The organism is Hydrogenophaga sp. GW456-12-10-14-TSB4, assembly GCF_059424305.1.
Genome location: NZ_JBWKZH010000035.1, coordinates 30,388 through 54,815 on the forward strand (window position 1 = coordinate 30,388; position 24,428 = coordinate 54,815).

General features: G+C 68.4%; 26 protein-coding genes. 9 read left to right on the plus strand and 17 right to left on the minus strand.

Translation table 11 applies throughout. From position 1 onward, the window contains the following. Position 1: 1 nt before the first annotated feature. Genes AC07ZS_RS17465 through AC07ZS_RS17500 form a run of 8 tightly spaced genes read right to left on the minus strand, consistent with a single transcriptional unit; the run spans position 2 to position 7,830 of the window. Positions 2–1,942, minus strand: a complete 1,941-nt coding sequence (locus tag AC07ZS_RS17465) for an AMP-dependent synthetase/ligase (protein ID WP_494799794.1) — start codon at positions 1,940–1,942, stop codon at positions 2–4. After that, positions 1,939–2,727, minus strand: coding sequence for an ABC transporter ATP-binding protein (locus tag AC07ZS_RS17470; RefSeq protein WP_494799795.1), 789 nt, complete (start codon positions 2,725–2,727; stop codon positions 1,939–1,941). The genes AC07ZS_RS17465 and AC07ZS_RS17470 overlap by 4 nt, the downstream gene beginning before the upstream one ends. Next, positions 2,720–3,763: a CaiB/BaiF CoA transferase family protein gene (locus AC07ZS_RS17475; protein WP_494799796.1), complete on the minus strand. Its 1,044-nt coding sequence runs from the start codon at positions 3,761–3,763 to the stop codon at positions 2,720–2,722. The genes AC07ZS_RS17470 and AC07ZS_RS17475 overlap by 8 nt, the downstream gene beginning before the upstream one ends. Next, positions 3,763–4,914 carry an acyl-CoA dehydrogenase family protein gene (locus tag AC07ZS_RS17480; RefSeq protein WP_494799797.1) on the minus strand — a complete coding sequence of 384 codons (1,152 nt, stop codon included), beginning with the start codon at positions 4,912–4,914 and terminating at the stop codon, positions 3,763–3,765. Before AC07ZS_RS17480 ends, AC07ZS_RS17475 begins: the two co-directional genes overlap by 1 nt. Before the next feature lie 2 nt (positions 4,915–4,916). After that, entirely contained in the window at positions 4,917–5,747 is an 831-nt protein-coding gene (locus tag AC07ZS_RS17485; protein WP_494799798.1) for an SDR family NAD(P)-dependent oxidoreductase, read from the minus strand. A gap of 31 nt (positions 5,748–5,778) precedes the next feature. Further along, complete coding sequence (locus tag AC07ZS_RS17490) at positions 5,779–6,186, minus strand: MaoC family dehydratase (protein WP_297397169.1); 408 nt, start codon at positions 6,184–6,186, stop codon at positions 5,779–5,781. 16 nt (positions 6,187–6,202) lie between these two features. Then, positions 6,203–6,643: a MaoC family dehydratase N-terminal domain-containing protein gene (locus AC07ZS_RS17495; RefSeq protein WP_494799799.1), complete on the minus strand. Its 441-nt coding sequence runs from the start codon at positions 6,641–6,643 to the stop codon at positions 6,203–6,205. Beyond that, on the minus strand, positions 6,640–7,830 hold the full coding sequence (locus AC07ZS_RS17500; RefSeq protein ID WP_494799800.1) for a lipid-transfer protein: 1,191 nt from the start codon (positions 7,828–7,830) through the stop codon (positions 6,640–6,642). The genes AC07ZS_RS17495 and AC07ZS_RS17500 overlap by 4 nt, the downstream gene beginning before the upstream one ends. A gap of 110 nt (positions 7,831–7,940) precedes the next feature. Between AC07ZS_RS17500 and AC07ZS_RS17505 the strand changes: the two genes are divergently transcribed. Further along, a complete protein-coding gene (locus AC07ZS_RS17505; RefSeq protein ID WP_494799801.1) occupies positions 7,941–8,975 on the plus strand; it encodes an AraC family transcriptional regulator in 1,035 nt (344 codons plus the stop codon). 257 nt (positions 8,976–9,232) lie between these two features. Continuing rightward, the gene (locus AC07ZS_RS17510) at positions 9,233–9,823 is read left to right on the plus strand and encodes an NYN domain-containing protein (protein WP_494799802.1); all 591 of its coding nucleotides are present in this window, start codon (positions 9,233–9,235) and stop codon (positions 9,821–9,823) included. On the opposite strand, the gene AC07ZS_RS17515 is transcribed toward AC07ZS_RS17510, so the two are convergent. Beyond that, the gene (locus AC07ZS_RS17515) at positions 9,729–10,616 is read right to left on the minus strand and encodes a LysR family transcriptional regulator (RefSeq protein ID WP_494799803.1); all 888 of its coding nucleotides are present in this window, start codon (positions 10,614–10,616) and stop codon (positions 9,729–9,731) included. The genes AC07ZS_RS17510 and AC07ZS_RS17515 overlap by 95 nt on opposite strands. Positions 10,617–10,717: 101 nt before the next feature. On the opposite strand from AC07ZS_RS17515, the gene AC07ZS_RS17520 reads away from it, so the two are divergent. From AC07ZS_RS17520 to AC07ZS_RS17530, 3 genes are read left to right on the plus strand one after another with little or no spacing between them, the layout of a single operon-like run. After that, complete coding sequence (locus tag AC07ZS_RS17520; RefSeq protein WP_494799804.1) at positions 10,718–11,701, plus strand: Bug family tripartite tricarboxylate transporter substrate binding protein; 984 nt, start codon at positions 10,718–10,720, stop codon at positions 11,699–11,701. 10 nt (positions 11,702–11,711) lie between these two features. Next, entirely contained in the window at positions 11,712–12,689 is a 978-nt protein-coding gene (locus AC07ZS_RS17525) for a PDR/VanB family oxidoreductase (RefSeq protein ID WP_494799805.1), read from the plus strand. An 18-nt stretch (positions 12,690–12,707) separates the two neighbouring features. Continuing rightward, positions 12,708–13,817 carry a Rieske 2Fe-2S domain-containing protein gene (locus AC07ZS_RS17530; protein ID WP_494799806.1) on the plus strand — a complete coding sequence of 370 codons (1,110 nt, stop codon included), beginning with the start codon at positions 12,708–12,710 and terminating at the stop codon, positions 13,815–13,817. A 9-nt stretch (positions 13,818–13,826) separates the two neighbouring features. Here the strand turns inward: AC07ZS_RS17530 and kynA are convergent, their stop codons facing one another. From kynA to AC07ZS_RS17565, 7 genes are all read right to left on the minus strand, one after another. Continuing rightward, positions 13,827–14,690 carry a tryptophan 2,3-dioxygenase gene (kynA, locus tag AC07ZS_RS17535; protein WP_494799807.1) on the minus strand — a complete coding sequence of 288 codons (864 nt, stop codon included), beginning with the start codon at positions 14,688–14,690 and terminating at the stop codon, positions 13,827–13,829. Positions 14,691–14,692: 2 nt separating this feature from the next. After that, positions 14,693–15,979, minus strand: a complete 1,287-nt coding sequence (kynU, locus tag AC07ZS_RS17540; RefSeq protein WP_494799808.1) for a kynureninase — start codon at positions 15,977–15,979, stop codon at positions 14,693–14,695. After that, the gene (gene kynB, locus AC07ZS_RS17545) at positions 15,976–16,605 is read right to left on the minus strand and encodes an arylformamidase (protein ID WP_494799809.1); all 630 of its coding nucleotides are present in this window, start codon (positions 16,603–16,605) and stop codon (positions 15,976–15,978) included. The genes kynU and kynB overlap by 4 nt, the downstream gene beginning before the upstream one ends. An 80-nt stretch (positions 16,606–16,685) precedes the next feature. Then, positions 16,686–16,991 carry a YkgJ family cysteine cluster protein gene (locus AC07ZS_RS17550; RefSeq protein ID WP_494799810.1) on the minus strand — a complete coding sequence of 102 codons (306 nt, stop codon included), beginning with the start codon at positions 16,989–16,991 and terminating at the stop codon, positions 16,686–16,688. Beyond that, positions 16,988–17,917, minus strand: a complete 930-nt coding sequence (locus AC07ZS_RS17555) for a class I SAM-dependent methyltransferase (protein ID WP_494799811.1) — start codon at positions 17,915–17,917, stop codon at positions 16,988–16,990. Before AC07ZS_RS17555 ends, AC07ZS_RS17550 begins: the two co-directional genes overlap by 4 nt. Beyond that, on the minus strand, positions 17,917–18,858 hold the full coding sequence (gene argF / locus AC07ZS_RS17560) for an ornithine carbamoyltransferase (protein ID WP_494799812.1): 942 nt from the start codon (positions 18,856–18,858) through the stop codon (positions 17,917–17,919). The genes AC07ZS_RS17555 and argF overlap by 1 nt, the downstream gene beginning before the upstream one ends. Beyond that, complete coding sequence (locus AC07ZS_RS17565; RefSeq protein ID WP_494799813.1) at positions 18,855–20,054, minus strand: aspartate aminotransferase family protein; 1,200 nt, start codon at positions 20,052–20,054, stop codon at positions 18,855–18,857. The genes argF and AC07ZS_RS17565 overlap by 4 nt, the downstream gene beginning before the upstream one ends. Positions 20,055–20,322: 268 nt before the next feature. Here AC07ZS_RS17565 and AC07ZS_RS17570 point away from each other — a divergent pair, with 268 nt between their 5' ends. Further along, positions 20,323–20,643, plus strand: a complete 321-nt coding sequence (locus AC07ZS_RS17570; RefSeq protein WP_494799814.1) for a DUF3579 domain-containing protein — start codon at positions 20,323–20,325, stop codon at positions 20,641–20,643. A 137-nt stretch (positions 20,644–20,780) separates the two neighbouring features. Here the strand turns inward: AC07ZS_RS17570 and rpsT are convergent, their stop codons facing one another. After that, positions 20,781–21,080 carry a 30S ribosomal protein S20 gene (rpsT, locus tag AC07ZS_RS17575; RefSeq protein WP_291120948.1) on the minus strand — a complete coding sequence of 100 codons (300 nt, stop codon included), beginning with the start codon at positions 21,078–21,080 and terminating at the stop codon, positions 20,781–20,783. A gap of 125 nt (positions 21,081–21,205) precedes the next feature. On the opposite strand from rpsT, the gene murJ reads away from it, so the two are divergent. The 3 genes from murJ to AC07ZS_RS17590 all read left to right on the plus strand — a co-directional run bounded on the left by murJ (position 21,206) and on the right by AC07ZS_RS17590 (position 24,407). Then, entirely contained in the window at positions 21,206–22,765 is a 1,560-nt protein-coding gene (gene murJ, locus AC07ZS_RS17580) for a murein biosynthesis integral membrane protein MurJ (protein WP_494799815.1), read from the plus strand. A gap of 30 nt (positions 22,766–22,795) precedes the next feature. Beyond that, on the plus strand, positions 22,796–23,653 hold the full coding sequence (locus AC07ZS_RS17585) for a SirB1 family protein (RefSeq protein ID WP_494799816.1): 858 nt from the start codon (positions 22,796–22,798) through the stop codon (positions 23,651–23,653). A 121-nt stretch (positions 23,654–23,774) separates the two neighbouring features. Further along, complete coding sequence (locus tag AC07ZS_RS17590; protein ID WP_494799817.1) at positions 23,775–24,407, plus strand: NAD-dependent epimerase/dehydratase family protein; 633 nt, start codon at positions 23,775–23,777, stop codon at positions 24,405–24,407. Positions 24,408–24,428: the final 21 nt, after the last annotated feature.

Consider the following 24,428-nt stretch of genomic DNA (forward strand, 5'->3'; position numbering starts at 1 on the left):
GTCAGGTCTCCTGGGCGCGCGCGGCCGGCACATGGCCGGTGGTCACGTCGGCGCGCAGCACGCCGGCGCGGCCGTCCTGGTAGCGCACGGGGATTTCGATGGTCGTGCCGGGCCGCTCGCCGTACATGGCGTCGATCAGCGCGCCGTAGCGCTGCTCGATGAAGTCGCGCTTGAGCTTGCGGGTGCGCGTCAACTCGCCCTCGTCGGCGTCCAGCTCCTTGGGCAGGTTCACGAAGTGCCTGAGGCGTACGGCCTCGGGCAGGGCCTGGTTGACGCTCGCGATCTCCTTCGCCACCTGAGCCAGCACCTCGGGGCGCTGCGACAGGTCGGTGAAGGTGGTGAACGACACGCCGTTGCGCTCGGCCCAGCGGCCGAACACGTCGCCGTCGATGTTCACCAGCGCGGTCACGTGCGAGCGCGTCGGGTCGCCCACCACCATCACCTCGCGGATGTAGGGCGAGAAGCGCAGCCGCACCTCGATGAACTGCTTGGAGAACAGGTGGCCGCCCTGCAGCCGGTTCATGTGCTCCACGCGGTCGTAGTAGATGAGCTCGTTGCCGCTGGGGCCCTGGCCCACCGCGTCGCCGGTCTGGAACCAGCCTTCGTTCATCTTCTCGGCGCTCTTCTCGGGCTTGCCCCAGTAGCCCGAGAAGCCCGCACCGCCGCGCACCTCCAGCCCGCCGCCGTCGGTCACGCGCCACTCCATGGGAACGCCCCAGGGGCTGGCCATGGCCACGGTCTCGCCGATGGTCTCGGCGTTGACGCGCTCGCCCTGGTGCACCGTGATCAGGCCGAACTCGCTGCAGCCGTACACGTTGCGCAGCATCACGCCCATGGCCGCGAACAGGCGGAAGATGTCGGGCGCCACCGCCGCGCCGCCGGTGAAGGCGATGCGCGCGCGTTTCAGGCCCAGCTGCTCGCGCAGCGGGCGCAGCACCAGCGCGTCGGCCAGCGGCAGCTGGGCGCGCACCCACCACGAACGCGCGCGGGTGTCCATCTGGTCCGCGCGCGCCAGCTTGCCGATGCGCAAGCCCCAGTCCACCACCTTCTGGCGCCAGGGCGCGGCGTCGAGCATGCGGGCATGCACGCGCGCGGCCAGGCTCTCCCACTGGCGCGGGCCGAAGAACACCATCTCGCAGGCCAGCTCGCGGATCGCTTCCTGGATCTGGTCCGGCCGCTCGGCGAAGTTCACGCGCAGCGGGCGCATCAGGCCCATGGTCACGCCCACCCACTGCTCGGTGGCCCACGAGAGCGGGATGTACGAAAGGTACTCGCCGCCCTCGGGCACCTGCATGGTCTGGCCGATCAGCTCGGCGTTGTGCATCAGCGAGGCGTGCGTGGTGATCACGCCCTTGGGCGCGCCGGTGGTGCCCGAGGTGTAGGACAGCACGGCGATGTCGCTGGCCTGGCCCTGCATCACCGCCTGCTCGAACCAGGCCGCGTCCTGCGCCGGCGCGCGGAACGCGTCCCAGCCCAGCAGGCCTTCGTGCCGGTACGACCACAGGCCGCCCGACTCCCACCACACCACGGTGTGCAGGCCGCCGTGGCGCGCCATCACGGGCAGCACCTTGTCCACCTGCTCCTGGTCTTCGGCGAACACGCAGACCGCTTGCGCGTCGGCCACGATGTAGTCCACTTCCGATTCGGCCGCGTCGGGGTACAGCGCCACCACCTTGGCGCCCACCGCCATCGCGGCCCACTCGGCCCAGTACAGCTCGGGCCGGTTCTCGCTCAGCAGCACCACAGTCTGGCCGCGCTGCACGCCGCGCGCGCGCAGGCCCAGGGCCAGGGCGCGCACTTCGTCGCGCACGTCGGCCCAGGTGAATTCGTGCCACACGCCGTCGCGCTTGTGGCGTTGCGCCACCTCGCTGCCGCGCGTGGCGGCGTTGTGCAGCAGCCATTGAGGCAGGGTCTGCGGGGTCTTGTTCAGGGTCGCGCTCATGCGTGGGCCCCCAGGTAGGCGGAGATCACGTTCTCGTCCTTCTGCACGGCGGCGGGCGAGGCGTCGGCGATCTTGCGGCCGAAGTTCAGCACGATCACGCGGTCGGCGATGTCCATCACCACACCCATGTCGTGCTCCACCAGCACCACCGGGATCTGGCGCGATTCGCGGATGTCCAGGATGAAGCGCGCCAGGTCTTCCTTCTCTTCGGTGTTCATGCCGGCCATGGGCTCGTCCAGCAGCAGCATGCGCGGCTCCATGGCCAGCGCGCGGCCCAGGTCCACGCGCTTGCGCATGCCGTAGCCCAGCGTGCCCACGGTGTGGTGGCGCAGGTGCTCGAGTTCGAGAAAGCCCAGGATCTCCTCGGCCACGGCGCGGTGCGCCACCTCTTCGCGGTGCGCGAACGGGTAGTAGAGGAAGGCCGTGGTCAGCGTGCTCTTCATGTGCATGTAGCGGCCCACCAGGATGTTGTCGAGCACGCTCATGTGCGGCAGCAGGTGCGTGCCCTGGAAGGTGCGCGCCAGGCCGGCCTGGGCCACGCGGTGCACCGGCCAGCGGCCGATGTCCTGGCCCTCGAAGCGCACCGTGCCGGTGCTCGGGCGGTAGAAGCCCGAGAGCACGTTGAGCAGCGAGCTCTTGCCCGCGCCGTTGGGGCCGATGAGGGCCACCAGCTCCTGGTGGCCGATGTCCACCGAAATCTCGGACAGGGCGGTGACGCCGCCGAACTTCAGCGTGAGGTCGCGCGCCTCCAGCATGGCGGCGTTGGCACGCCGGGCTTCAGTCATGGGTGTGGGCCCCTTGCAAGGTGGTGAAACGGGGTGCGGCGCCGGTGCGGCGTTCGCCCGACGGCGTCGGCGCGTACAGGCCGCGCACCACGTTGTGCGGGTGGCGGGCGGCCTCGTCCAGCGAGAGCACCGGGGCGAAGCAGGCGTCCGTGCCTTCGAGCAGATCGCACCAGTGCTGGCGCGGCTGCGCGAGGAAGAGGGTGCGCAGGCGCTCTTTCAGGGCCGGCCAGGCGGCGGTGTCGAACTGGGCGGCCGGGTCCACATCGGTGAGGCCGAGCTTGTGCACCAGCAGCGCGTAGAACTGCGGCTCGATCGCACCCAGCGTGATGAAGCCGCCGTCTGCGCAGCGGTACACGTCGTAGAACGGCGAGTCGTGGAACACGCTGGGCTTGGGGCCACCCAGGCCGCCGGTGCCGGCGATCCATTGCGCCAGGCCACCCAGCATGGCGACCACGTCCACGATGGCGGCGTCCACCACGCAGCCCTGGCCGCTCTGGCGCGCCTGCAGCACGCCGCTCACGATACCCAGCGCCAGGCCGAGCGCGCCGCCGGCATCGCCCAGCACCGTGGGCGGCGACACCGGCACCTGGCCGTGCACCGCCGACAGCGAGAGCATGCCGCTGAGCGCGACGTAATTGATGTCGTGCCCGGCCGCCTGGGCCAGCGGGCCCTGCTGGCCCCAGCCCGTCATGCGGCCGTAGACCAGCTTTGGGTTCACCGCCGCGCAGGCCGCGGGGCCCAGGCCCAGGCGCTCCATCACGCCCGGGCGGTTGCCTTCGATCAGCGCGTCGGCGCTGGCCACCAGGCCCAGGGCCTGGGCCACGTCGTCGGCGTGCTTGAGGTTGAGTTCGACGACGGTCTTGCCTTCGCGCAGCGGCGGTTGCCCGCCGCCCGAGAGCTTGTCGACCACGGAGGAGGTGCCCGGCCGCGCGATCACGGTGACGCGCGCGCCCAGGTCCGCCAGCACCCGGCCGCACAGCGGGCCGGGGCCGATGCCCTCGAACTCGATCACATGGAGGTGGTTCAGCGGTTGCATCAGCCGAGCACCTTGCGCGCGATCAGGTCTTTCATGATCTCGTTGGCGCCGCCGTAGATGCGCTGCACGCGCGAGTCGGCGTAGAGCCGGGCGATCGGGTACTCGGCCATGTAGCCGTAGCCGCCGAAGAGCTGCAGGCATTCGTCCGTCACCTTGCCCTGCTGCTCCGAGCACCACCACTTCGCCATGTAGGCGGCCTCGTTGTCCAGCGTGCCGTCCAGCTGGCGCTGGATGCAGTCGTTCACGAAGGTGCGCACCACGTGCGCCAGCGTGGCGCACTCCGCCAGCTTGAAGCGCGTGTTCTGGAAGTCGGCCAACGCCTGGCCGAAGGCCTTGCGCTGTTGGGTGTAGTCCACCGTGAGTTCCACTGCGCGCTCGATCACCGCCGCCGCGTTCACCGCGAGCAGCAGGCGCTCGTAGGTGAGCTGGCTCATCAGCTGCTTGAAGCCTTCGCCTTCCTGGCCGCCGAGCAGTTGCGAAGCCGGCACGCGCACGCCGTCGAACGAGAGTTCGGCGGTGTCCGAGGCGTGCTGGCCCAGCTTCTCGAGCCGCCGGCCGACGCTGAAACCTGGCAGGTTCTCGGTTTCCATCACGATCAGCGACACGCCCTTGGCGCCCGCCTCGCCCGTGCGCACCACCACCACCAGCAGGTTGGCGGTGAAGCCGTTGGTGATGAAGGTCTTGGCGCCGTCCACCACGTAGTGGTCGCCGTCGAGCCGGGCCTTGGTGCGGATGGCCTTCAGGTCCGAGCCGGCGCCGGGTTCGGTCATGGCGATGCCGGCCAGCATCTCGCCGCTGACGAGCCTGGGCAGCCAGCGCTGCTTCTGTGCTTCGGTGCCGTAGTCCAGGATGTAGTGCGAGGCGATGGAGTGCACGCCGGTGTTGGCCGGGATCTCCTGCTTGGAGAGCTCGTCCTGCACCACCAGCTGGTAGGCGATGCTCGCGCCCGGGCCACCATAGGCCTCGGGCATCTCGGGCAACAGGAAGCCCAGCTCGCCCAGGGAACGCCAGGACTCGCGGGGGATGAAACCCTGGCGGCGCCAGGCATCGAGCTTGGGTGCGAGCTTGTCCGCCACGCAGCGGCGGACCTGCTCGCGAAAGCCTTCGATGTCGGCATCCATCCAGGGATGCTGGTGCAGGCGCGGCAGCATGCTCACATGCCCGTCAGGCCGCCGGAGCAGATCAGCGTCTGGCCGCTGACGTAGTCCGACTCGGGGATGCAGAACAGGTACACCGAGCCCGCGGCTTCTTCCGGTGTGCCGCCACGGCCCAGGGGAATGGTCTGCTCCATCATCGACAGCAGGCCGGGGTTCACGCCCACCTTGATGTCGCGCCCGTCGATGTTCGTGGTGGCACCGTCGGCGGTGCTGCCGGTCAGCCGCGTCTTGATGAGGCCGAAGGCCACGCAGTTCACCGTCACGTTCATGCGGCCCCATTCCTTGGCCAGCGCCTGCGTCACGCCCATGATGCCGGCCTTGGCGGCGGAGTAGTTGGTCTGGCCCACGTTGCCGAACACACCGGCCATGGACGAGATGTTCACCACCTTGCGCACCTTGCGCACGCCGCTGTCCGTCTCGGCTTTGGAGAGGGCACGGATTACCGGCTGCGCCGCGCGCAGGATGCGGAAGGGCGCGGTGAGGTGGCAGTCCATGATGGCGTACCACTGCTCGTCGGTCATCTTCTGGATCACGTTGTCCCAGGTGTAGCCGGCGTTGTTGACGATGATGTCCAGGCCTTTGAAGTGCTCCACGGCGGTGCCGATGAAGCGCTCCGAAAAGTCGGGCGCCGTCACGCTGCCCACGCAGGCCACGGCCTCGCCGCCAAGGGCCTTGATGGCCTCCACGGTTTCCTGGGCCGGATCGGCGTCGAGGTCGTTGATCACCAGGCGCGCGCCGTCCTTGGCGAGCTTGAGGGCGATTTCACGGCCGATGCCGCGCCCCGAGCCCGTGATCAGGGCCACCTTGCCGTCGAGTTTCTTGCTCATGCTGTGTCTTTCCTCTTGTTGGGGTGTTGGTTCAGGCCAGGGCGACGATGGCCTCGCCGACGATCTTGTTCTGGCCGTATTGATTGGATGAACTCACGGCCACGCGCGCGCAGGCCTCGCCGTCGAGGTCCATCAGCTCCACCACCTCGCCACTGCAGGTGATGGCGTTGCCCAGGTGGGTGATGCCGGCGAAGCGCGCGTCGTACCGGCGCAGGCGCGACTGCGGCGCCCATTGCGTGATGAGCCGGCCCACCCAGGCCATGCCCAACATGCCCTGCGCGAACACGTCGGGCATGCCCGAGCGGCGTGCGAAGTCCAGGTCGATGTGGATGGGGTTGTGGTCGCCCGAGGCGCCGCCGAAGAGCGCGAGCGTGGCGCGGTCCACCGGCGGGAGTTGCAGGGCGGGCAGGCGGTCGCCGACCTTGATCGATGCGGTCATGGTGTTCTCTTCCCTTTCAGTGGCGGACCACGAGCACGGTGCGCAGCTCGGCGACGAGTTCCTCGCGCTGGTTGGTCACCTTGGAGTCCTTGACGGCGAATTCCAGCTTGCCGCCCTTCTTGTCGTAGATGTCGGTGATGGTCGATTGCACGGTCACCGTGTCGCCCGCGCACACCGGCTGGAGGTAGCGGAACGACTGCTCGCCGTGCAGCAGCTTGGCCAGCGGAATGTCCAGATCGGCGAGCAGTTGGTCGTTCGCGCCACTGTCGAGCTCGGCGGCGAACAGGAAGGTGGGTGGTGCCGGCACGTCGGCGTAGCCGGCGGCCTTCGCGGCGGCCGGGTCCACGTAGACCGGGTCTTTCTCGCCGATGGCCTTGGCGAAGAACTGCAGGCGCGTTCGGTCCACCGTGAGCACCGAAGGCTTCAGCTGATAGCCGATGAATTTCCTGTCGATCATGCGGCCACCTTTTCGTACATCGTGATCACGCAGGCGCCGCCCAGGCCCAGGTTGTGCTGCAGCGCGATGCGCGCGCCTTCCACCTGGCGCTTCTCGGCCTGGCCGCGCAGCTGCTGCACGAGCTCGGTGCATTGCGCGAGACCCGTGGCACCCAGCGGGTGCCCCTTGGACAGCAGACCGCCCGAGGGGTTGGTGACCACCTGGCCGCCGTAGGTGTTGTCGCCGTCTTCCACGAACTTCTGCGCGCCGCCGCGTTCGCACAGGCCCAGGGCCTCGTAGCTCAGCAGCTCGTTGTGCGCGAAGCAGTCGTGCAGCTCGACCACCTGCACGTCGCGCGGGCCCAGGCCCGCTTCGGCGTACACCTGCTCGGCGCAGGCCTTGGCCATGCTGAAGCCCACCACCTCGCGCATGTCCTTGGCCTCGAAGGTGGCGGGGCCGTCCGTCGTCATGGCCTGCGCGCGGATGCGCACGGCCGTGTTCAGGCCGTGCTTCTTCGCGAAGGCTTCCGAGCACACGATGGCCGCCGCCGAACCGCAGGTGGGCGGGCAGGCCATCAGGCGCGTCATCACGCCCGGCCACATCACCGGCGCGTTCATCACCTCTTCTTCCGTCACCACGGTGCGGAACAGCGCCAGCGGGTTGTTCGACGCGTGGCGGCTGGCCTTGGCGCGGATCTTGGCGAAGGTGTTCAGCGGCGTGCCGAACTCCTGCATGTGCGCCAGGCCCGCGCCGCCGAAGTAGCGCAGCGCCAGCGGAATCTCGCCATGGCCCACCAGGGCTTCGGTGGCTTCGTCGAAACGCTCGAAGGCGCTCGCGCGGTCCTTGAACACCGAACCGAGGGCGCCCGGGTTCATCTGCTCGAAGCCCAGTGCCAGCACGCAATCCGCCGCGCCGCTCATCACCGCCTGGCGCGCCAGAAAGAGGGCGGTGGAACCGGTGGAGCAGTTGTTGTTCACGTTCACGACGGGAATGCCCGTCATGCCCACCTCGTACAGCGCGCGCTGGCCGGCGGTGGAGTCGCCGTACACATAGCCCACGTAGGCCTGCTGCACCTTGGCGTAGTCCAGGCCCGCGTCGCGCAGCGCCGCGTTCACCGCCTTGGCCGCCATCTGCGGATAGGGCTCGCTCGCCCCGGGTTTGGTGAACGGCACCATGCCGACCCCCACGACATACACGTCTTGCTTCATGAACGGTCCTTTGTGCGATGGGCCGATGGCCCCGAAAAAAATTGTGCGGAAGACGGGGCGGATGCTAGGCTCCGCCCCATTTCCAAGCGATAGCCGAACACCCTGAAACCATGGCAAAAGACCTCAAACGCCGAAAACCTCGGGAAAACCCTGGGGCCTTCATCGCCCCTGTTTTCGTCTTCGGCATGCTCTCCGGGCCGGAAAGCAAGGGCATGAACATGGATGGCTATCTACGTCAAGTCGGGGTAGACCCGCATGCCCTGCGGCAACCCGGTTACCAGGGCGTTACGCCGATGCAATACGTGGCGCTTTTCTATGCCTTGCTCAACGACATGAAGGACGAGTGCATGGGCCTGTTTTCGCGCCCGTTCAAGCCCGGCAGCTTCGCGCTGACGGCGCGCGAAGGCCTTTCGGCGCAGGACCTGCGCAGCGCGCTCAAGCGCATGAGCGCGGCCCTCAACCTGCTGCAGGACGACATCTTTTTCTCGCTGCAGGTCAACGGTGAAGAAGCCGGCCTGCACATGCAGACCGTGGACCCCGAGCACCCTTCCCCCGTGTTCGCCCAGGAAACCATGGTGCGCGTGCTGTGGCGCCTGGCCGCGTGGCTGCTGAACGCGCCGCTGCCCATCCGCCACTTCGACTTCAGCTACCCCGAGCCCGACGGCCAGGAGGGCTACAACCTCGTGTTCCCCGCGCCCCGGCGCTACGGGCAGGCGGCCTTCGGTTTCTGGTTCAAGGCCTCGGAACTGCAGACGCCGGTGAGCCGCGACGAGCCGGCCCTGCGCGTGTTCCTGACCGATGCGTACACGCAGGTCATCTCGCCGCCGCGCGACTTCGGCGCCGTGGCGCAGCGGGTGCGCAACCACCTCATGCGCAGCTACCCGCAATGGCCCTCGCTGGAAGACGTGGCCGAGCACCTGCACACCTCGCCGTCGAGCCTGCAGCGGCACCTCTCGGCCGAACACACCTCGCTGCAATGGCTCAAGGACGACCTGCGGCGCGACCTCGCGATCTCGCGCCTGTCGTCATCGCGCGTGTCGCTGGTGCAGCTGGCGAGCGAGCTCGGCTTCAGCGACAGCCCCACCTTTCAGCGCGCGTTCAAGAAATGGACGGGAAAACACTGCGGGGCCTATCGGCGGCGCTGAAGTCGCGTCTATACTTCTTTCGTCGTACAAAAGTGCGATCAGGATTGGCGTCCTGCTGACAGCTTGCGTTTTGAGATGGCTGCAATGTTTCGGCGTTGCGGCCATCATCTTCTTCGTCTGTGCTTTCCTGTTTATGGTGGCCCGGATGGGGAGACGCAAGTCTCGCCGATGGTGCAAGCTGTCTCGGTACGCCAACCTGTTCGGGCCACCGCCACCTCACAAGGGTGGCGGTGGAACTCATCGCAACAGGAAGGCCCATGAAGCAAGCACCGTTCTTTTTCCCCCGACCGCTCCGACTCGCGTTGCTGATCGACGCCGAGAACATGAGCTGGACATGCTGCGAACCCCTGATGAAGCTCGCGGCCGAGCGCGGCAACGTCGTCATCCGCCGGGCCTACGCCGACTGGACCAACCCGCACGTTGCTTCCTGGCGCAAGGTGCTGGAAGCCCACGTGATCCGCCCGGTCCAGCAGTTCCACTACCGCCACGGCAAGAACGCCAGCGACTCGGCCTTGATCATGGACATGATGGAGATGCTGCACGCCCGGCAACGCAAGGTGGACGGCTTCTGCATCGTGTCATCGGACAGCGACTACACGGGCGTGGTCACCCGTGCGCGCGAGGCCGATGTGCCGGTCTATGGCTTTGGCCGACAAGATGCCGCGAAGAGTTTTGTGGCGGCTTGCAATGGGTTTGCGTTTCTGGATCACGGGCCGATGACAGACACGATGCCGCTCGCTCGCCCAGTGCGAGCTACAGCGACCCGCCCGCCCAGTTCTCCTGAAGAAATTCCAGCAGCGCCTTCACCCGCGCCGTGCCCATCTTCCTGCGCGGCACATAGGCCTTGAACCAGTTCTCCTGTGGCTCGTGCCTGGGCAGCAAGGGCACAAGGGTTCCCTTGGCCAGCTCGGCCCCCGCGATGTAGCGCGGCAGCAGCGCCACGCCCAGGCCTTGCAGCGCGGCCCGCAGCACGGTGCGGTTGTCGTCGGCGAGCAGGCGCGGGTGCACATCGACCGTCACCACGCCGCGCGCGCTCTGAAAGGCCCAGCTGGTGCCGGTGGGCGCGAAGGCGATGCAGGCGTGGTCCGCCAGGTCCCGCGGGTGCGTGGGTGTGCCGCGTTCTTTCAGGTACGCCGGCGACGCGCACAGCACCGGCTGCACGGGGCACAGCGGCACGTCCACCACGCCTTCGTAGCTGGCGGCGCGCCCGCTGATGGCGAGGTCGAAGCCGGCCTCGGCCGGGTTGGTGGACCGATCGACCAGCGACAGTTCCAGCGTGATGCGAGGGTGCGCGGCGAGGAAGGCGCAGAACACGCCGCCCAGCTGTTCCACGGTGAGCGTGGTGGGGGCCATCACGCGCAGGTGGCCTTCGGGTTTGCCTTCGTCGCGCCGCACGGCGTGCAGCAGGTCCTCGAACTCGGCCACCACGCCGGCGGCGCGCAGGTGCAGCCTTTCGCCGGCGTCGGTCAGCGTCACCTTGCGCGTGGTGCGCTCGAACAGCCGGGCCTGCAGTTCGGCCTCCAGCTGGGCGATGCGCTTGGCCACCACCGAGGGCACCACACCGAGCTGCCGGGCGGCTTCGGAGAAGCCGCCGCAGCGCACGACCTCGACGAAGGTGCGGATGTGGGTGGTGGTGTCCATTTGTTCTTTATAGAGTCAAGTGATAACCAAAATTGAGTTCAATTATCTTTTATTTAGATCAATAAAATTCGCCTGCCCCATTCGAATCCCAGGAGACAGACATGAAGAGACACCAGTTCCTCGGCGCGTTGCTGGCAGGCGCCGCCGTTCACCTGCTGCCCGGTGCCGCGCTGGCGCAGAGCGGCTACCCGGCCCGGCCGATCCGGATCGTCACGCCGTTCCCGGCGGGCCAGGGGCCGGACGTGCTGTTGCGCAATCTGGCCGAGAAGCTGGGCCCGGTGCTGGGCCAGCCGGTGCTGATCGAGAACAAGCCGGGTGCGAGCGGTTTCGTGGCCTTCCAGGCGGCGCGCCTGGCGCCGGCCGACGGCTACACGCTGGTGCACATGGACAGCTTTCACATCGGCACGCAGCCGCACCTGTTCAGCAAGCTGCCCTACAGCGCCACGCAAGACTTCGATCCCGTCACGCCGCTGGTGCGCAACTACTTCTTCGTGGTGGTGCCCACCGCGTCCAAATGGCAGACCATGGGCGACCTGATCGCCAGCGCCAAGGCCAAGCCCGATGGGGTGACGTATGGCTCCTGGGGCGTGGCCAGCCCGGCGCACCTGGGCGGCCTGATGCTGGAGTCGGCCACCGGCACGCGCATGACGCACGTGCCGTACAAGGAGTCGTCGCAGCTCTACACCGGCGTGGCCAATGGCGAGCTGGACTGGGCGATCGGCTCGGCCGCTTCGGCCGGCGCGATGCTGCAGGCGGGCAAGGTGCGCTTCCTGGCCGCCGCCGCGCCCACGCGCATCGCGGGTTACGACAAGGTGCCGACCGCCGCCGAGACCGGCGCCCCCGCGCCGTGGGCGGTGGGTGGGTGGAACGGCCTGCTCGCGCCCAAAGGCACGCCCAAGGACATCGTGGCGAAGCTCAACGAGGCCATCGCCAAGGTGATGCAGTCACCCGACATGCGCAGCAAGCTCACGCTGTTCACCTACGAGCCCTACACCATGTCGCCCGCCGAGATGGGCAAGCTGATGGAGCAGGAGGTGGCGGCCTGGGGCCCGCTGATCCAGAAATCCGGCATCAAGCTCGACTGAGGCTTCGACCATGGCACGGCCCAACTTCGACGTGCAGGTCAGCGCCGTGCGGCAGCTGACCGACCGGGTGCGCGAGTTCCTGTTGACCCGGGTGGACGGCAGCCCGCTGCCGTCGTATGCCGCCGGGTCGCACATCGCGCTGCACACGGTCTCACCCGAGCGCGGGCTGATCGTGCGCCACTACTCGCTGGTGGGCGGCGCGACGCTGGACGACGATGCGCGCCACACCTACCGCATTGCGGTGCAGCGCGAAGACCACGCCCGGGGCTCGGCGCACATCCATGCCACGTTCGAGGTGGGCACGGGCCTGCGGGTCGGCCCGCCGGTGAACAACTTCCCGCTCGACCGGCGCGACCAGAACGTGTTGCTGATCGCGGGCGGCATCGGCATCACGCCCATCTTCTCGATGGCGCGCAGCCTGGCCCGCCGCCGCTGCGACTACCGCGTGTTCTACGCCGGCCGCGAGGCCAACGGCATGGCCTACCGCGACGAATTGGCGCAACTCGCGGGCGAGCGCGTGCGCTTCCACCACAGCGACGCGCAGGGCACGCCCGATCTGCAGGCGCTGCTGCAGGCCCAGCCCGCGGGCACCGCCGTGTACGTGTGCGGCCCCAAGCCGATGATCGATGCCACACATGAAGCGGCTGCCGTTCTCGGGTGGGCGCCGCAGCGGGTGCGCAGCGAGCGCTTCACCGCTGCGATCTCGGGCGACGCGAAGCCCTTCAGCGTGCACCTGCAGCGCACGGGCAAGACCGTGCAGGTGGGGCCCGACGTGAGCATCCTGGATGCCCTGCTGGCCGAGGGCATTCCCGTGTTGTGGGACTGCCGGCGCGGCGAGTGCGGGCTGTGCCCTTTGCCGGTGTTGAAGGCCGAGGGCGGCATCGAACACCACGACCACTACCTCACCCCCGAAGAGAAGGCCGCTGACGAATCGCTGTGCATCTGCGTGTCGCGCGCATGCGGCTCGTCGCTCGTGCTGGACGCCTGAACGCTGGAAAGACATCCCATGGACATGATTGTTGAACGCCCCGTCGAGTTCGAGGTGGAGCACCCGCGCGAGTTCGTGCCGGGCGGTTTCGCCGACCACACCACGCCGCTGGTGCGCAACTGCTGGTATGTGGCCGCGCTGGCCGGCGAGGTGACGCGCGAGATCATCAGCCGCCGCCTGCTGGGTGTGGACGTGGCGCTGTACCGCACGCTGGCCGGTGAGCCCGTGGCGGTGCGCAACCGCTGCCCGCACCGGTCGTTTCCGCTGGCCAAGGGCCAGCTGGTGGGCGACGTGCTCATGTGCGGCTACCACGGCATGCAGTTCGACCCCTCGGGCCGCTGCGTGCACATGCCGGCCATGCCCATCGTGCCGACGAACGCCAACGTGCGCAGTTTTCCCACGGTGGAGCGCGGCACGCTGATCTGGATCTGGATGGGCGACGCCGACCACGCGGACGAATCCCTGGTGCCCGACACCGGCTGGCTGGGCAGCCCCGAGTGGAAGACGGTCAGCGGCGGTTTCCATCTGAAATCCGACTACGTGGCCATGCACGAGAACCTGCTGGACCAGACGCATTTCCCGTTTCTGCACCCGGGCGCCATTGGCACGCCGGAGTACGCGCGCTCGCGGCTGAAGGTGCGCGAAGAGGGGGGCATGGTGGTCATCGACCGCGAGCTGCGCGACTCGCCGCCGCCCGGCGTGTACGCGATGCCCACGGGCCTGACGGGACAGCCGGTGGACCGGTTCTCGGACGCGCGTTTTGTCTCGCCCGCGCTGCACACGGCGTATGCGCGCATCGTGGACCACCGCGACCCGAGCGGGCAGCCGCGCACCTACCGCTTCAACATCAGCCACATCTTCACGCCCGAGACGAACCACTCGATCCACTACTGGTGGTTCTGCAGCCGCAACTTCAAGCTGGACGATGCCGCCATCGACGAGCACCTGCACAGCGCGTCAACCAAGGCCTACCAGGAAGACGTGGACGCGCTGGAGTGGATCATGGATGTGGTGCGCAACGACAGCGAGCCGCAGTTCGACCTGAACTTCGCGCCGGACAAACCGGGCCTGATGATGCGGCAGATTCTGTACCGCCTGGCCGCGGCCGAAGCCGGTGCGAAGCGCTGAGGCTGTGCTTCAAAGATCGGTGCGCAGGCGCCAGATTTCCGGGAACAGCACCACGTCGAGCATCTTGCGCAGGTAGCTCACGCCGCCCGTGCCGCCGGTGCCGCGCTTGAAGCCGATCACGCGCTCCACCGTGGTCACGTGCCGGAAGCGCCAGAGGCGGAAGGCGTCTTCCAGGTCGGTGAGTTTTTCGCCGAGCTGGTACAGGTCCCAGTGGTTCTTGGGGTCGCGGTACACCTGCAGCCAGGCCTGTTCGACGGCGTCGTTGGCTTCGTAGGGCTGGGTCCAGTCGCGCTGCGTGTGGCTCGCCGGCACGGCCAGGCCGCGCCGCGCCAGCAGGCGCAGGGCTTCGTCGTAGAGCGAGGGGGCTTCGTAGGCGGCCTGCACGACGGCCAGGCGCTCGGGGCTGTGCGCGTGCGGCTTGAGCATGGCCGCGTTCTTGTTGCCCATGGCGAATTCGATGCAGCGGTACTGGTGGCTCTGGAAGCCGCTGGACTGCGCGAGGTAGGGCCGCAGCGCGCTGTATTCGGGCGGGGTCATGGTGGCGAGCACATCCCAGGCATGCACCAGCTGTTCCATGATCTTCGAGGTGCGCGCGAGCATCTTGAAGGCGGGTTGCAGTTCGTCTCTGGCGATGCTGTCGATGGCGGCGCGCAGCTCGTGGAGCATGAGCTTCATCCAGAGCTCGCTGGTCTGGTGTTGCACGATGAAGAGCATCTCGTCGTGCGCGGGCGAGAGCGGTTTCTGCGCGGTGAGGATGGCGTCGAGCTGCAGGTAGTCGCCGTAGCTCATGTCGCGGCTGAAGTCGAGCTGGGCGCCTTCCTCGCGCACGATGTCTTCGGGCTTCGAGGCCGGGTCGGTGTGGTGCGGGCACATGGTCAGGTCACCGCGTGTTGGGTGTTGAATTCGGCGCGCCGCCACTCGCCGGTGTCCAGCACCTGGCGCAGCTGTTCGGCGGCGTTCCACACGTCTTCAAAGCCGATGTAGAGCGGCGTGAAGCCGAAGCGAAGGATGTCTTTGTGGCGCCCCCCGTTACCCGCGCGGAAGTCGCCCACCACGCCGCGCGCGATGAGCGCCTGCACGATGGCGTAGGCGCCTTCGTCCTTGGTCAGACACACTTGCGAGCCGCGCTCGGCCGGGTCCAGCGGCGTGGCCAGGCCGATGCCGTGGCCCTGGCAGCCTTCGTCCACGAGTTCGATGAAGAGGTCGGTGAGCGCGAGCGACTTGGTGCGCAGCGCGGCCATGCCGCCATGGGCTTCGGCGGCGAGCAGGGTGTCCACGCCGCATTCGAGCGCGGCCAGGCTGATCATGGGCTGGGTGCCGCACTGGTAGCGCGTGATGCCGGGCGCGGGCCGGTAGTCGGGCGTGAATTCAAAAGGCGTGGCGTGGCCCCACCAGCCGGCCAGGGGCTGCCAGAAGCGGTCGGCGTGGCGCGGGTTGACCCACACAAAGGCCGGCGCGCCCGGGCCGCCGTTGAGGTACTTGTAGCCGCAGCCCACGGCGTAGTCGGCGCCCGCGCCGGTCAGGTCCACCGGCACGGCGCCCGCGCTGTGCGCGAGGTCCCACAGCATGAGCGCGCCGGTGGCGTGCGCGGCGGCGGTGATGGCGGGCATGTCGTGCATGGCGCCGGTGCGGTAGTTCACGTGGGTGAGCATGAGCACGGCCACCTCGGGTGTGAGGGCGGCGGCGATCTCTTCGGGCTCCACCAGCACGAGCTCGAAGCCGTGCTGCTGGCACAGGGCTTCGGCGATGTAGAGGTCGGTCGGGAAGTTGCTGCGCTCGCTCACGATGCGCCGGCGCTTGGGGTGATCGACGCTGGCGAGGTCCATCGCGGCCGAGAGCACCTTGAAGAGGTTGACCGAGGTGCTGTCGGTGGCGACCACGGTGCCGGGTTCGGCGCCGATGAGGCGCGCGATCTTGTCGCCCACCTTTTTCGGCTGGGCGAACCAGCCGTGCTTGTTCCAGCTCTGGATGAGGTCGGTGCCCCATTCCTGCGTCACCACCTCGGCCACGCGCGCGGGGGCGCTGCGCGGCATCGCGCCGAGCGAATTGCCGTCGAGGTAGATGGTGCCTTCAGGGAGGAAGAAGAGGTCACGCAGGGCGCGCAGCGGGTCTTGCGCGTCGAGCGCGCGGCAGTCGGCGAGGGTGGGGGTGTTGGCGTTCATGGGAGTGGGCGCAGCACGGCGCGCACGGGGCTGGCGTCGGCGGTGGTGAGTTTGAGGGGCAGGGCGATGAGTTCGTAGTCGCCTTCGGGCACGCCGTCGAGCAGCAGGTTCTCCAGCACGCGCAGGCCGCGCCGGCGGATGGTCTGGTGGCTGTCGAGCGTCTTGCTGCTGGCGGGGTCGATGCTGGCGCTGTCGATGCCGATGAGCAGCACGCCGAGGTCGGCGAGCTGTTCCACCGTTTCAGGCGCGAAGGCGGGCAGGGCGTCGTCGAAGCGGTCCTGCGGCTGGCGTTCGTACACGCGCACGAGCACGCGCTGGGGAAGGTCGGCGAGGGCGTGCGCGATGTGCTCGGGTTTCACCAGCGGGCCGCAGCCGATGGCGTGGATCACGCGGCAGGGGCCGAGGAAGGCGTCGAGCGAGACGTGGCCGATGGCGGCGCCGTCGGCGTCGTAGTGCAGCGGCGCGTCGGCGTGCGCGCCCACGTGGGGCGAGAGCGTGATGGCGCTGACGTTGACCGGGCAGCCCGGGCCGATGGTGGCGGCCCACTGCTGGGTGTAGGCGGTGTCACCCGGAAAAACCGGGGCGCCGGCATGCACCGGCGGGGAGATGTCCCAGAGCTGTTTCATGGTGCATGGAAGGTAGCACCCTGAAAAAATCCGTGGTGTCGGTTATTGCCAACAGACCCGGAAAATAGTTGAGGCCTGAATCAAATAAGGGCCGGCAGGCCGTGCCGCTGGCGGGCGCGGGCGCAGGCGTCGCTGCCTTCCTCGAACTCGCGGCAGGGGGAGGGCCGCCATTCGTAGATACCGCAGACCGCTTTCTGGCCGACCTTGCCGGTGAGGGCGGCGCAGCGGGGCGGCGAATGGTCGGTGCCGCGCAGGCGGGCGGTGTGGTCGGTGACCTCGACCGCCAGCCCGGCGGGCACGCTGCCGCCCATGTCTTCCGTTTCATGGACGGAAAAATCGACCCGGAAACAGGCGCAGCAGGCGCCGCAGCTGGTGCAGGCGCTCATGCTGCTCTGGGCGCGAGCGCCGGCGCGCGGTAGACCAGCACCTTGAGCGCGCGCTCGGGCGAGGCGTCGGCAAAGGCTTCGGGGTTGGGCAGGCGCTGCTCGAACACCAGCTCGGGCGCGGCTTCCTGCATCTGTTGTTGCAGAAAGGCGGTGTCGAGCTCGGGCGCGTTGAGGCAGAGCAGCACCCGGCCGTCGGGCCGCAACAGGTCGGGCAGGCGGCGCATCAGGCGCAGGTAGTCCTTGGTGGCGACGAAGCTGCCCTTCTGGAAGCTCGGCGGGTCGACGATGACCAGGCCGTAGGGGCCGCTGCGGGTGATCTTGCCCCAGGTCTTGAAGATGTCGTGCGCGAGGAAGCTGGCACCGCCGGCCAGGCCGTTGAGCGGGTGGTTCTGCTGGCCGATGGCCATGGCGCCGCCGCTCATGTCCACGTTGACCACCTGTTTCGCGCCGCCCTGCAACGCCATCACCGAGAAGGCGCAGGTGTAGGCGAACAGGTTGAGCACCTTCTGGCCCTGGGCCTGCTCGCGCACCCACTGGCGGCCTTCGGCCATGTCCAGGAACAGGCCATGGTTCTGGCCCTTGAGCACGTGCACCAGGAAACGCGCGCCGCGCTCGCTCACCACGTGGGGTTCGGGCACGGCGCCGGCCATCAGGCGGGTTTCGGTCTGGCTGTCGTGCCGGCATTGGAAGACCCAGTTCAGCGGTTCGCCGGGCGCCACCTGGGCCCAGCGCCCGGCCAGCGCGGTGTGCAGCACGGCCAGGGTGGCGTCGTCCACGGGTTGGAAACTGGTCAGGACCCAGACCGGGGGGAAGGCGTCCAGCGCCCACTGCTCGCAGCCCGGGTGCAGGCCGCCCCGGCCATGGAAGACCCGCCGCGCTTCGGCGGCGGGTTCGAGGCGCGCGATGGCGTCGAGCAGGGCTTGCATCAGGCCAGGCGGCCGAGCAGCAGGTACTCCATCAGGGCCTTCTGGACGTGCATGCGGTTCTCTGCCTCGTCCCAGACGACGGACTGCGGGCCGTCGATCACCTCGGCGCTGACCTCTTCGCCGCGGTGCGCGGGCAGGCAGTGCATGAAGAGGGCATCGGGCTGGGCGGTGCGCATCATGTCCTCGTCCACGCACCAGCGCTTGAAGGCGGCGCGCCGCACCTCGTTTTCGGCCTCGAATCCCATGCTGGTCCACACGTCGGTGGTGACGAGGTGGGCGCCTGCACAGGCTTCGAGCGGGTCCTTGAAGACCTTGTAGCAGTCCGGGTTGCGGATGCCGGCGAGCACCGGGTCCACCTCGTAGCCGCTGGGGGTGCTCACGTGCACCGTGAAGCCCAGCAGTTCGGCGGCCTGCAGCCAGGTGTTGGCCATGTTGTTGCCGTCGCCGACCCAGGCGACGACCTTGCCCTGGATGGAGCCGCGCCGTTCGATGAAGGTGAACAGGTCGGCCAGGATCTGGCAGGGGTGGAACTCGTTGGTCAGGCCGTTGATGACCGGCACGCGCGAGTGCGCCGCGAAGGCTTCGATCTTGCTCTGCTCGAAGGTGCGGATCATCACGATGTCGACCATGCGGCTGATCACGCGCGCGCTGTCTTCGATGGGTTCGGCGCGGCCGAGCTGGCTGTCGCCGGTGGTCAGGTGAACCACCGAGCCGCCCATCTGGTACATGCCGGCCTCGAAGCTCACGCGGGTGCGCGTGCTGGCCTTCTCGAAGATCATGGCCAGCGTGCGGTCGGGGTCCGCGAAGGGCTGGTACTTCTCGACCGCCTTGAACTTGCGCTTGATGAAGGCCGCGCGCTCGAACAGGTAGGCGTAGGTGGCGGCGTCGAGGTCCTTGAACTGCAGGTAGTGCGGGATCGTCATGGCGGGGGCGGCGGTCATTCGGCCAGGAAGGCGTGGATCAGCGGCAGCAGGATGGCGGCCACCTCGTCGGCCTCGGCCGTGGTCATGATCAGCGGAGGCACCATGCGGATCACGCTGTCGGCCGTGACCGAGAGCAGCAGGCCGGCGTCGGCGGCGCGCTGGGTGATCACGCCGCAGGGCTTGGTGAGCTCGATGCCGATCATCAGGCCCTGGCCGCGGATCTCTTTCACGCCGGCCTTGCCGATCAGGTCCTTTTCCAGCAGGGTGCGCAGGTGCTGGCCCACGCGGGCGGCGTTGTCCAGCAGGCCTTCCTCTTCCATGATGCGGATGGTCTCGACCCCGGCGCGCATGGCCAGCGGGTTGCCGCCGAAGGTGGTGCCGTGGTTGCCGGGCTGGAAGATGTGGGCGGCCTTGGGGCCGGCCACCACCGCGCCGATCGGCACGCCCGAGCCCAGGCCCTTGGCCAGCGGCATCACGTCGGGCACGATGCCGGCCCACTGGTGGGCAAACCACTTGCCGGTGCGGCCCATGCCGCACTGCACTTCGTCGATCATCAGCAGCCAGTCGTTGGCGTCGCACAGGGCGCGCACCTCTTTCAGGTACTGCGCGCGCATCGGGTTCACGCCGCCTTCGCCCTGGATGGTCTCGAAGAACACGGCGACCACGTTGGGGTTGCCGGCCGTGGCCTGCTTGAGCGACTCGATGTCGTTGAGCGGCACGCGGATGAAGCCTTCGACCAGCGGGCCGAAGCCGGCCTGCACCTTGGGGTTGCCGGTGGCCGAGAGGGTGGCGATGGAGCGGCCGTGGAAGGCCTTGTCGTAGACCACGATCTCGGGGCGCTCGATGCCCTTGTCGTGGCCGTACTTGCGGGCCAGTTTGAGCGCGGCCTCGTTGGCCTCCAGGCCGGTGCTGCAGAAGAACACGTTGGTCATGCCCGAGCGTTCCACCAGCATCTGGGCGAGCCGTTCCTGGTCGGGCACATGGTAGTAGTTGCTGGAGTGGATCAGCTTGGCGATCTGGTCCTGCAGGGCGGGCACCAGTTTGGGGTGGCCGTGGCCCAGGGTGTTGACGGCGATGCCGCCCAGCGCGTCGAGGTACTCCTTGCCGTTGGTGTCCCACAGGCGCACGCCTCGGCCGTGTGACATCGCGATCGGCAGGCGGCCGTAGGTGTTCATCACGTGGGGCGAGGCGACGGGCTTGAGGGCGGCGTTCATGCAGGGACTCCGGTGGGAAGGGCCAAAAAGAAAGCGGCTCAACGAAGGTTGAGCCGTTGAAGCGCGATTTTAGGGGCAGCGGGCAGGCATCATCATTGCTTGTTGGGCATTGCTGAAATGCGCCCGGTGTACGCTCAGGGGTCCGGGTTATCCCTCGTTCCAAGTCTTATATAAGATAGAATACCTGCCTCCTTCCCCGGCGAGCGATCCTCGTTCCGGCGGTGGTCTTTTTCCAGTCGAGCCCTCCATCCGAAGGCCTCTCCCCCCGATGGTTTCACCGACAGCCAAACAAGTTTTCATCCAGGGTGTCACGAAGGACGGCCGCACGTTCCGTCCCAGTGACTGGGCCGAGCGCCTGGCCGGGGTGATGAGCTCGTTCCGCCCCGGCGGCGCCACGCCTGGCAGCCACCTGAGCTATTCCCCCTGGTGCGTGCCCAACAACATCAACGGCGTCAAGTGCGTGGTGGTGCATACCGACCTGCGCGAGTCCGAGCCCATGGCCTGGGATTTCTGCATGAACTTCGCGCGCGACAACGGCCTTCAGGTGGTCGAAGCCTGCCTGCTCCCCGATCCCCCGTCCAAGACCTGATCCCCCCGCTTTTGGCGCGGGCAACAAAAAAGCCGTCTTGCGACGGCTTTTTTGCTTTTGCTGGCAGCGCACCCGTTTCAAACGGCGGGCCCTGGGGGCCCGGGCTGGTGGTCTGGCGGGGCCAGACCGGGGGAAGTTCAGGCAGCGGCGGCTGCGAGACCCTTGACTTTGGCCGACAGGCGGCTCTTGTCGCGTGCGGCCTTGTTCTTGTGGAAGATGCCCTTGTCGGCGACGATGTCGACGACCTTCTGCATCTTGGCGAACAGTTCGGTCGCCTTGGCCTTGTCGCCGGTCAGAACGGCTTTTTCAACGTTCTTGACGGCGGTGCGGTATTTGGAGCGCAGCGAGGTGTTGGCTGCATTGATCTTGACGTCCTGGCGCACGCGCTTGCGGCCAGACGCCAGACGGGGGTTCTTTTTCTTCGGCTTGGTTGCCATGGTGAGTTCCTTCGGTGTTTGGGGATGATGCCAGCAAAGCCCGCAATTTTAGCACGGGCCGCCGGTCTGGCAAACCCGGCCCGCCGGGCGGGGGAGGGGGCGACCCCGGTCGTTACACTCGCCGCGTGACCCTGTTCAAGTCCGCCTCCCTCGTTTCGCTGCTCACGCTGGCATCCCGCATCACCGGCCTGGTGCGCGAATTGCTGATGGCAGCGATGTTCGGCGCCAGCGCGCTGACCGACGCTTTCAACGTCGCTTTCCGCATCCCCAACCTGCTGCGCCGGCTGTTCGCCGAGGGCGCGTTCAGCCAGGCTTTCGTGCCGGTGCTGGCCGGCGTGCGGGAAAAGGAGGGCGACGACGCCACCCGGGTGCTGGTGGACCAGATCGCCACCGTGCTGGCCTGGGCGCTCACCGTCACCTGCGTGCTGGGCGTGGTGGGCGCACCGGTGCTGGTCTGGGCCATGGCCAGCGGCCTGGACGACCCCGGTTTCGACGCCGCCGTGTTCATGACGCGCTGGATGTTCCCCTACATCGCCTTCATGTCCTTCGTGGCGCTGTCGGCCGGCATTCTGAACACCTGGAAGCGCTTTGCCGTGCCGGCGGCCACGCCGGTGCTGCTCAACGTGGCGATGATCGCCGCCGCCGGCTGGGGCGCGCCCTGGTTTGCTTCGCTGGGCATCGAGCCCATCTACGCGATGGCCGGGGGCGTGCTGCTGGGCGGGGCCCTGCAGCTGGGCGTGCAGATCCCGGCGCTGCGCCGGCTGGGCCTGCTGCCGCGCGTGAGCCTGCGCTGGTCGGCCCTGAAGACGGCCTGGCACCATCCCGGCACGCAGCGGGTGACCACCCTCATGCTGCCGGCGCTGCTGGGCGTGAGCGTGGCCCAGATTTCCCTGCTGATCAACACCCAGATCGCCTCGCATCTGGGCGCCGGGAGCGTGAGCTGGCTGACCTACGCCGACCGCCTGATGGAGTTCCCCACCGCCATGCTGGGCGTGGCGCTGGGCGTGGTGCTGCTGCCGCAGCTGGCGGCGGCCAAGGCGTCCGACGACACCGACCGTTACAGCGGCCTGCTGGACTGGGGCCTGCGCCTGGTGGTGCTGCTGGCCGTGCCCTGCGCGGTGGCGCTGCTCACTTTCGCACAGCCCCTGGTGGCCGTGCTGTACCACTATGGGGCCTTCACCGCCGCCGACGTGCAGCGCACCGCGACCGCCCTGATGGGCTACGGCGCGGGCCTGATCGGGCTGGTCGCCATCAAGGTGCTGGCGCCGGGCTTCTATGCGCGGCAGGACATCCGCACGCCGGTGAAGATCGCCATCGGCGTGCTGGTGCTCACCCAGGTGCTCAATTTCCTGCTGGTGCCCCGGCTGGCCCACGCCGGGCTGGCCCTGGCGATCGGCATCGGTGCCATGGTCAATGCCCTGTTCCTGCTGGTCGGGCTGATCCGCCGGGGCGCCTACAAGCCGTCGCCGGGCTGGGCCCGCTTCGGCATGCAGGTGCTGGCGGCCAGCGCCTTGCTGGCGGTGTTCCTGATGTGGGTGGCGGCGCGCTTCAACTGGCTGGGCTTCGAGGGCCAGGCCCTGCAGCGCGTGGGCCTGCTCACGCTGTGCGTGCTGGGCGGGGTGTTGGTCTATTTCCTCACGCTGCTGCTGGCGGGGTTGAACCTGAGGCAGTTCGTCAGAAAATGACGTAATCTGCGGAAACCGGATTTCCCCACCATGCCGACCGCGTACGAATACCCCGCGCCGACCCCCCTGGGCTACTTTGCCGCTCTGGTGGGGGATGACGACGCCTTGCCGCTGTTCGAGGCGGCCACGGCCATCGCCCAGGACGAGTACCCCGATCTCGACGTGCAGCAGGTGCTGGGCGACGTGGACCAGATGCTGGCCCGCGTGCGCCGGCGCTGCGCCGCCGATGCCGGCCCGCTGCAGCGGCTGCGCACGCTCAACCAGTTCTTCTTCCGCGACATGGGGTTCGGCGGCAACGTCAACAACTACTACGACCCCGACAACAGCTTTCTCAACGCCGTGCTGCGCACGCGCCGGGGCATCCCCATCACGCTCGCCGTGCTCTGGCTGGAGCTGGCGCAGGGCCTGGGCCTGAAGGCGCGCGGGGTCAACTTTCCCGGCCATTTCATGGTCAAGGTCAACCTGCCCAACGGCCAGGTGGTGATCGACCCCTTCACCGGCCAGTCGCTCAGCCGCGAAGACCTCTCGGAGCGGCTGGAACCTTACAAGCGCCGCAACGGCCTGGTGGACGACTTCGACGTGCCGGTGGGCCTGTACCTGCAGGCCGCCACGCCGCGCGAGATCCTGGCGCGCCTGCTGCGCAATCTGAAGGAAATCCACCGCACGCAGGAAGACTGGCTGCGCCTGATCGCCGTGCTGGACCGCCTGCTCATCCTGCTGCCCGACGCCTGGATCGAGTACCGCGACCGGGGGCTGGCCTGGGCCGAGATGGGCGATGTGCGCTTGGCCGTGGGGGACCTTGAAACCTACGTCGAGCACGCCGACGACACGCTGGACCGCGACGCCATCGACCAGCGCCTGCAGGAACTGCGCCGCGCGCTCAGCTGAGGGCGCGATCGCCGGCACGGGCCGGGATGTGTCGCCATGTAATTCCGTTTGACGCAAGCGGTTGGCACAGGGACCATGCGCGCCAACCCCCGCCGATCCGGCGCCAATAAAAAGCGATTGCATGAAACAACTGATGCTGGTGGGCGCCACCGGACTCGTGGGCAGCCACGTGCTGCAGAAGGCCCTGGCCGACCCGGCCATCGAGCGCGTGGTCGCACCGACGCGCCGGCCGCTGGCCCCGCACCCCAAACTGATCAACCCCGTGGTGGACTACGAGCGCCTGCCGGAGGACGCCGAGTGGTGGCAGGTGGACGCGGTGATCTGCACCCTGGGCACCACCATCCGCGTGGCGGGCTCGCAGGCCGCGTTCTACAAGGTGGACCACGACCACCCGCTGGAGGTGGCCTACCTGGCGCGCCGCCACGGCGCGCGCGCCTTTGCCCTGAACTCCGCGCTGGGGGCCGATGCGCGCTCTCGCGTGTTCTATTCGCGCACCAAGGGCGAGGTTGAGCGCGACCTGCAGGCCGTGGGCTATCCCTCGCTCACGCTGGTGCGCCCGGGGCTGATCGACGGCCAGCGGCCGCAGAGCCGGCCCCTGGAGCGGCTGGCGGTGCTGGTCTCGCGCGGGGTGCAGCCCCTGCTGCCCCGGCGCTACCGCGTGGTGCCGGCCGAGCGCATCGCGCACCACCTGCTGCAGGCGGTCCAGCTGGGGGCACCCGGCGTGCACGTGCTGCCGTCGGAGGCGCTCATCTGACCCGGCGGCGCCGGGCTGCTT

Excerpts from the sequence above, each read along its gene's own strand:
- AC07ZS_RS17465 (WP_494799794.1), bottom strand. The coding sequence starts at position 1,942 with ATGAGCGCGACCCTGAACAAGACCCCGCAGACCCTGCCTCAATGGCTG.
- AC07ZS_RS17470 (WP_494799795.1), bottom strand. The coding sequence starts at position 2,727 with ATGACTGAAGCCCGGCGTGCCAACGCCGCCATGCTGGAGGCGCGCGAC.
- AC07ZS_RS17475 (WP_494799796.1), bottom strand. The coding sequence starts at position 3,763 with ATGCAACCGCTGAACCACCTCCATGTGATCGAGTTCGAGGGCATCGGC.
- AC07ZS_RS17480 (WP_494799797.1), bottom strand. The coding sequence starts at position 4,914 with ATGCTGCCGCGCCTGCACCAGCATCCCTGGATGGATGCCGACATCGAA.
- AC07ZS_RS17485 (WP_494799798.1), bottom strand. The coding sequence starts at position 5,747 with ATGAGCAAGAAACTCGACGGCAAGGTGGCCCTGATCACGGGCTCGGGG.
- AC07ZS_RS17490 (WP_297397169.1), bottom strand. The coding sequence starts at position 6,186 with ATGACCGCATCGATCAAGGTCGGCGACCGCCTGCCCGCCCTGCAACTC.
- AC07ZS_RS17495 (WP_494799799.1), bottom strand. The coding sequence starts at position 6,643 with ATGATCGACAGGAAATTCATCGGCTATCAGCTGAAGCCTTCGGTGCTC.
- AC07ZS_RS17500 (WP_494799800.1), bottom strand. The coding sequence starts at position 7,830 with ATGAAGCAAGACGTGTATGTCGTGGGGGTCGGCATGGTGCCGTTCACC.
- AC07ZS_RS17505 (WP_494799801.1), top strand. The coding sequence starts at position 7,941 with ATGGCAAAAGACCTCAAACGCCGAAAACCTCGGGAAAACCCTGGGGCC.
- AC07ZS_RS17510 (WP_494799802.1), top strand. The coding sequence starts at position 9,233 with ATGAAGCAAGCACCGTTCTTTTTCCCCCGACCGCTCCGACTCGCGTTG.
- AC07ZS_RS17515 (WP_494799803.1), bottom strand. The coding sequence starts at position 10,616 with ATGGACACCACCACCCACATCCGCACCTTCGTCGAGGTCGTGCGCTGC.
- AC07ZS_RS17520 (WP_494799804.1), top strand. The coding sequence starts at position 10,718 with ATGAAGAGACACCAGTTCCTCGGCGCGTTGCTGGCAGGCGCCGCCGTT.
- AC07ZS_RS17525 (WP_494799805.1), top strand. The coding sequence starts at position 11,712 with ATGGCACGGCCCAACTTCGACGTGCAGGTCAGCGCCGTGCGGCAGCTG.
- AC07ZS_RS17530 (WP_494799806.1), top strand. The coding sequence starts at position 12,708 with ATGGACATGATTGTTGAACGCCCCGTCGAGTTCGAGGTGGAGCACCCG.
- kynA (WP_494799807.1), bottom strand. The coding sequence starts at position 14,690 with ATGTGCCCGCACCACACCGACCCGGCCTCGAAGCCCGAAGACATCGTG.
- kynU (WP_494799808.1), bottom strand. The coding sequence starts at position 15,979 with ATGAACGCCAACACCCCCACCCTCGCCGACTGCCGCGCGCTCGACGCG.
- kynB (WP_494799809.1), bottom strand. The coding sequence starts at position 16,605 with ATGAAACAGCTCTGGGACATCTCCCCGCCGGTGCATGCCGGCGCCCCG.
- AC07ZS_RS17550 (WP_494799810.1), bottom strand. The coding sequence starts at position 16,991 with ATGAGCGCCTGCACCAGCTGCGGCGCCTGCTGCGCCTGTTTCCGGGTC.
- AC07ZS_RS17555 (WP_494799811.1), bottom strand. The coding sequence starts at position 17,917 with ATGCAAGCCCTGCTCGACGCCATCGCGCGCCTCGAACCCGCCGCCGAA.
- argF (WP_494799812.1), bottom strand. The coding sequence starts at position 18,858 with ATGACCGCCGCCCCCGCCATGACGATCCCGCACTACCTGCAGTTCAAG.
- AC07ZS_RS17565 (WP_494799813.1), bottom strand. The coding sequence starts at position 20,054 with ATGAACGCCGCCCTCAAGCCCGTCGCCTCGCCCCACGTGATGAACACC.
- AC07ZS_RS17570 (WP_494799814.1), top strand. The coding sequence starts at position 20,323 with ATGGTTTCACCGACAGCCAAACAAGTTTTCATCCAGGGTGTCACGAAG.
- rpsT (WP_291120948.1), bottom strand. The coding sequence starts at position 21,080 with ATGGCAACCAAGCCGAAGAAAAAGAACCCCCGTCTGGCGTCTGGCCGC.
- AC07ZS_RS17585 (WP_494799816.1), top strand. The coding sequence starts at position 22,796 with ATGCCGACCGCGTACGAATACCCCGCGCCGACCCCCCTGGGCTACTTT.
- AC07ZS_RS17590 (WP_494799817.1), top strand. The coding sequence starts at position 23,775 with ATGAAACAACTGATGCTGGTGGGCGCCACCGGACTCGTGGGCAGCCAC.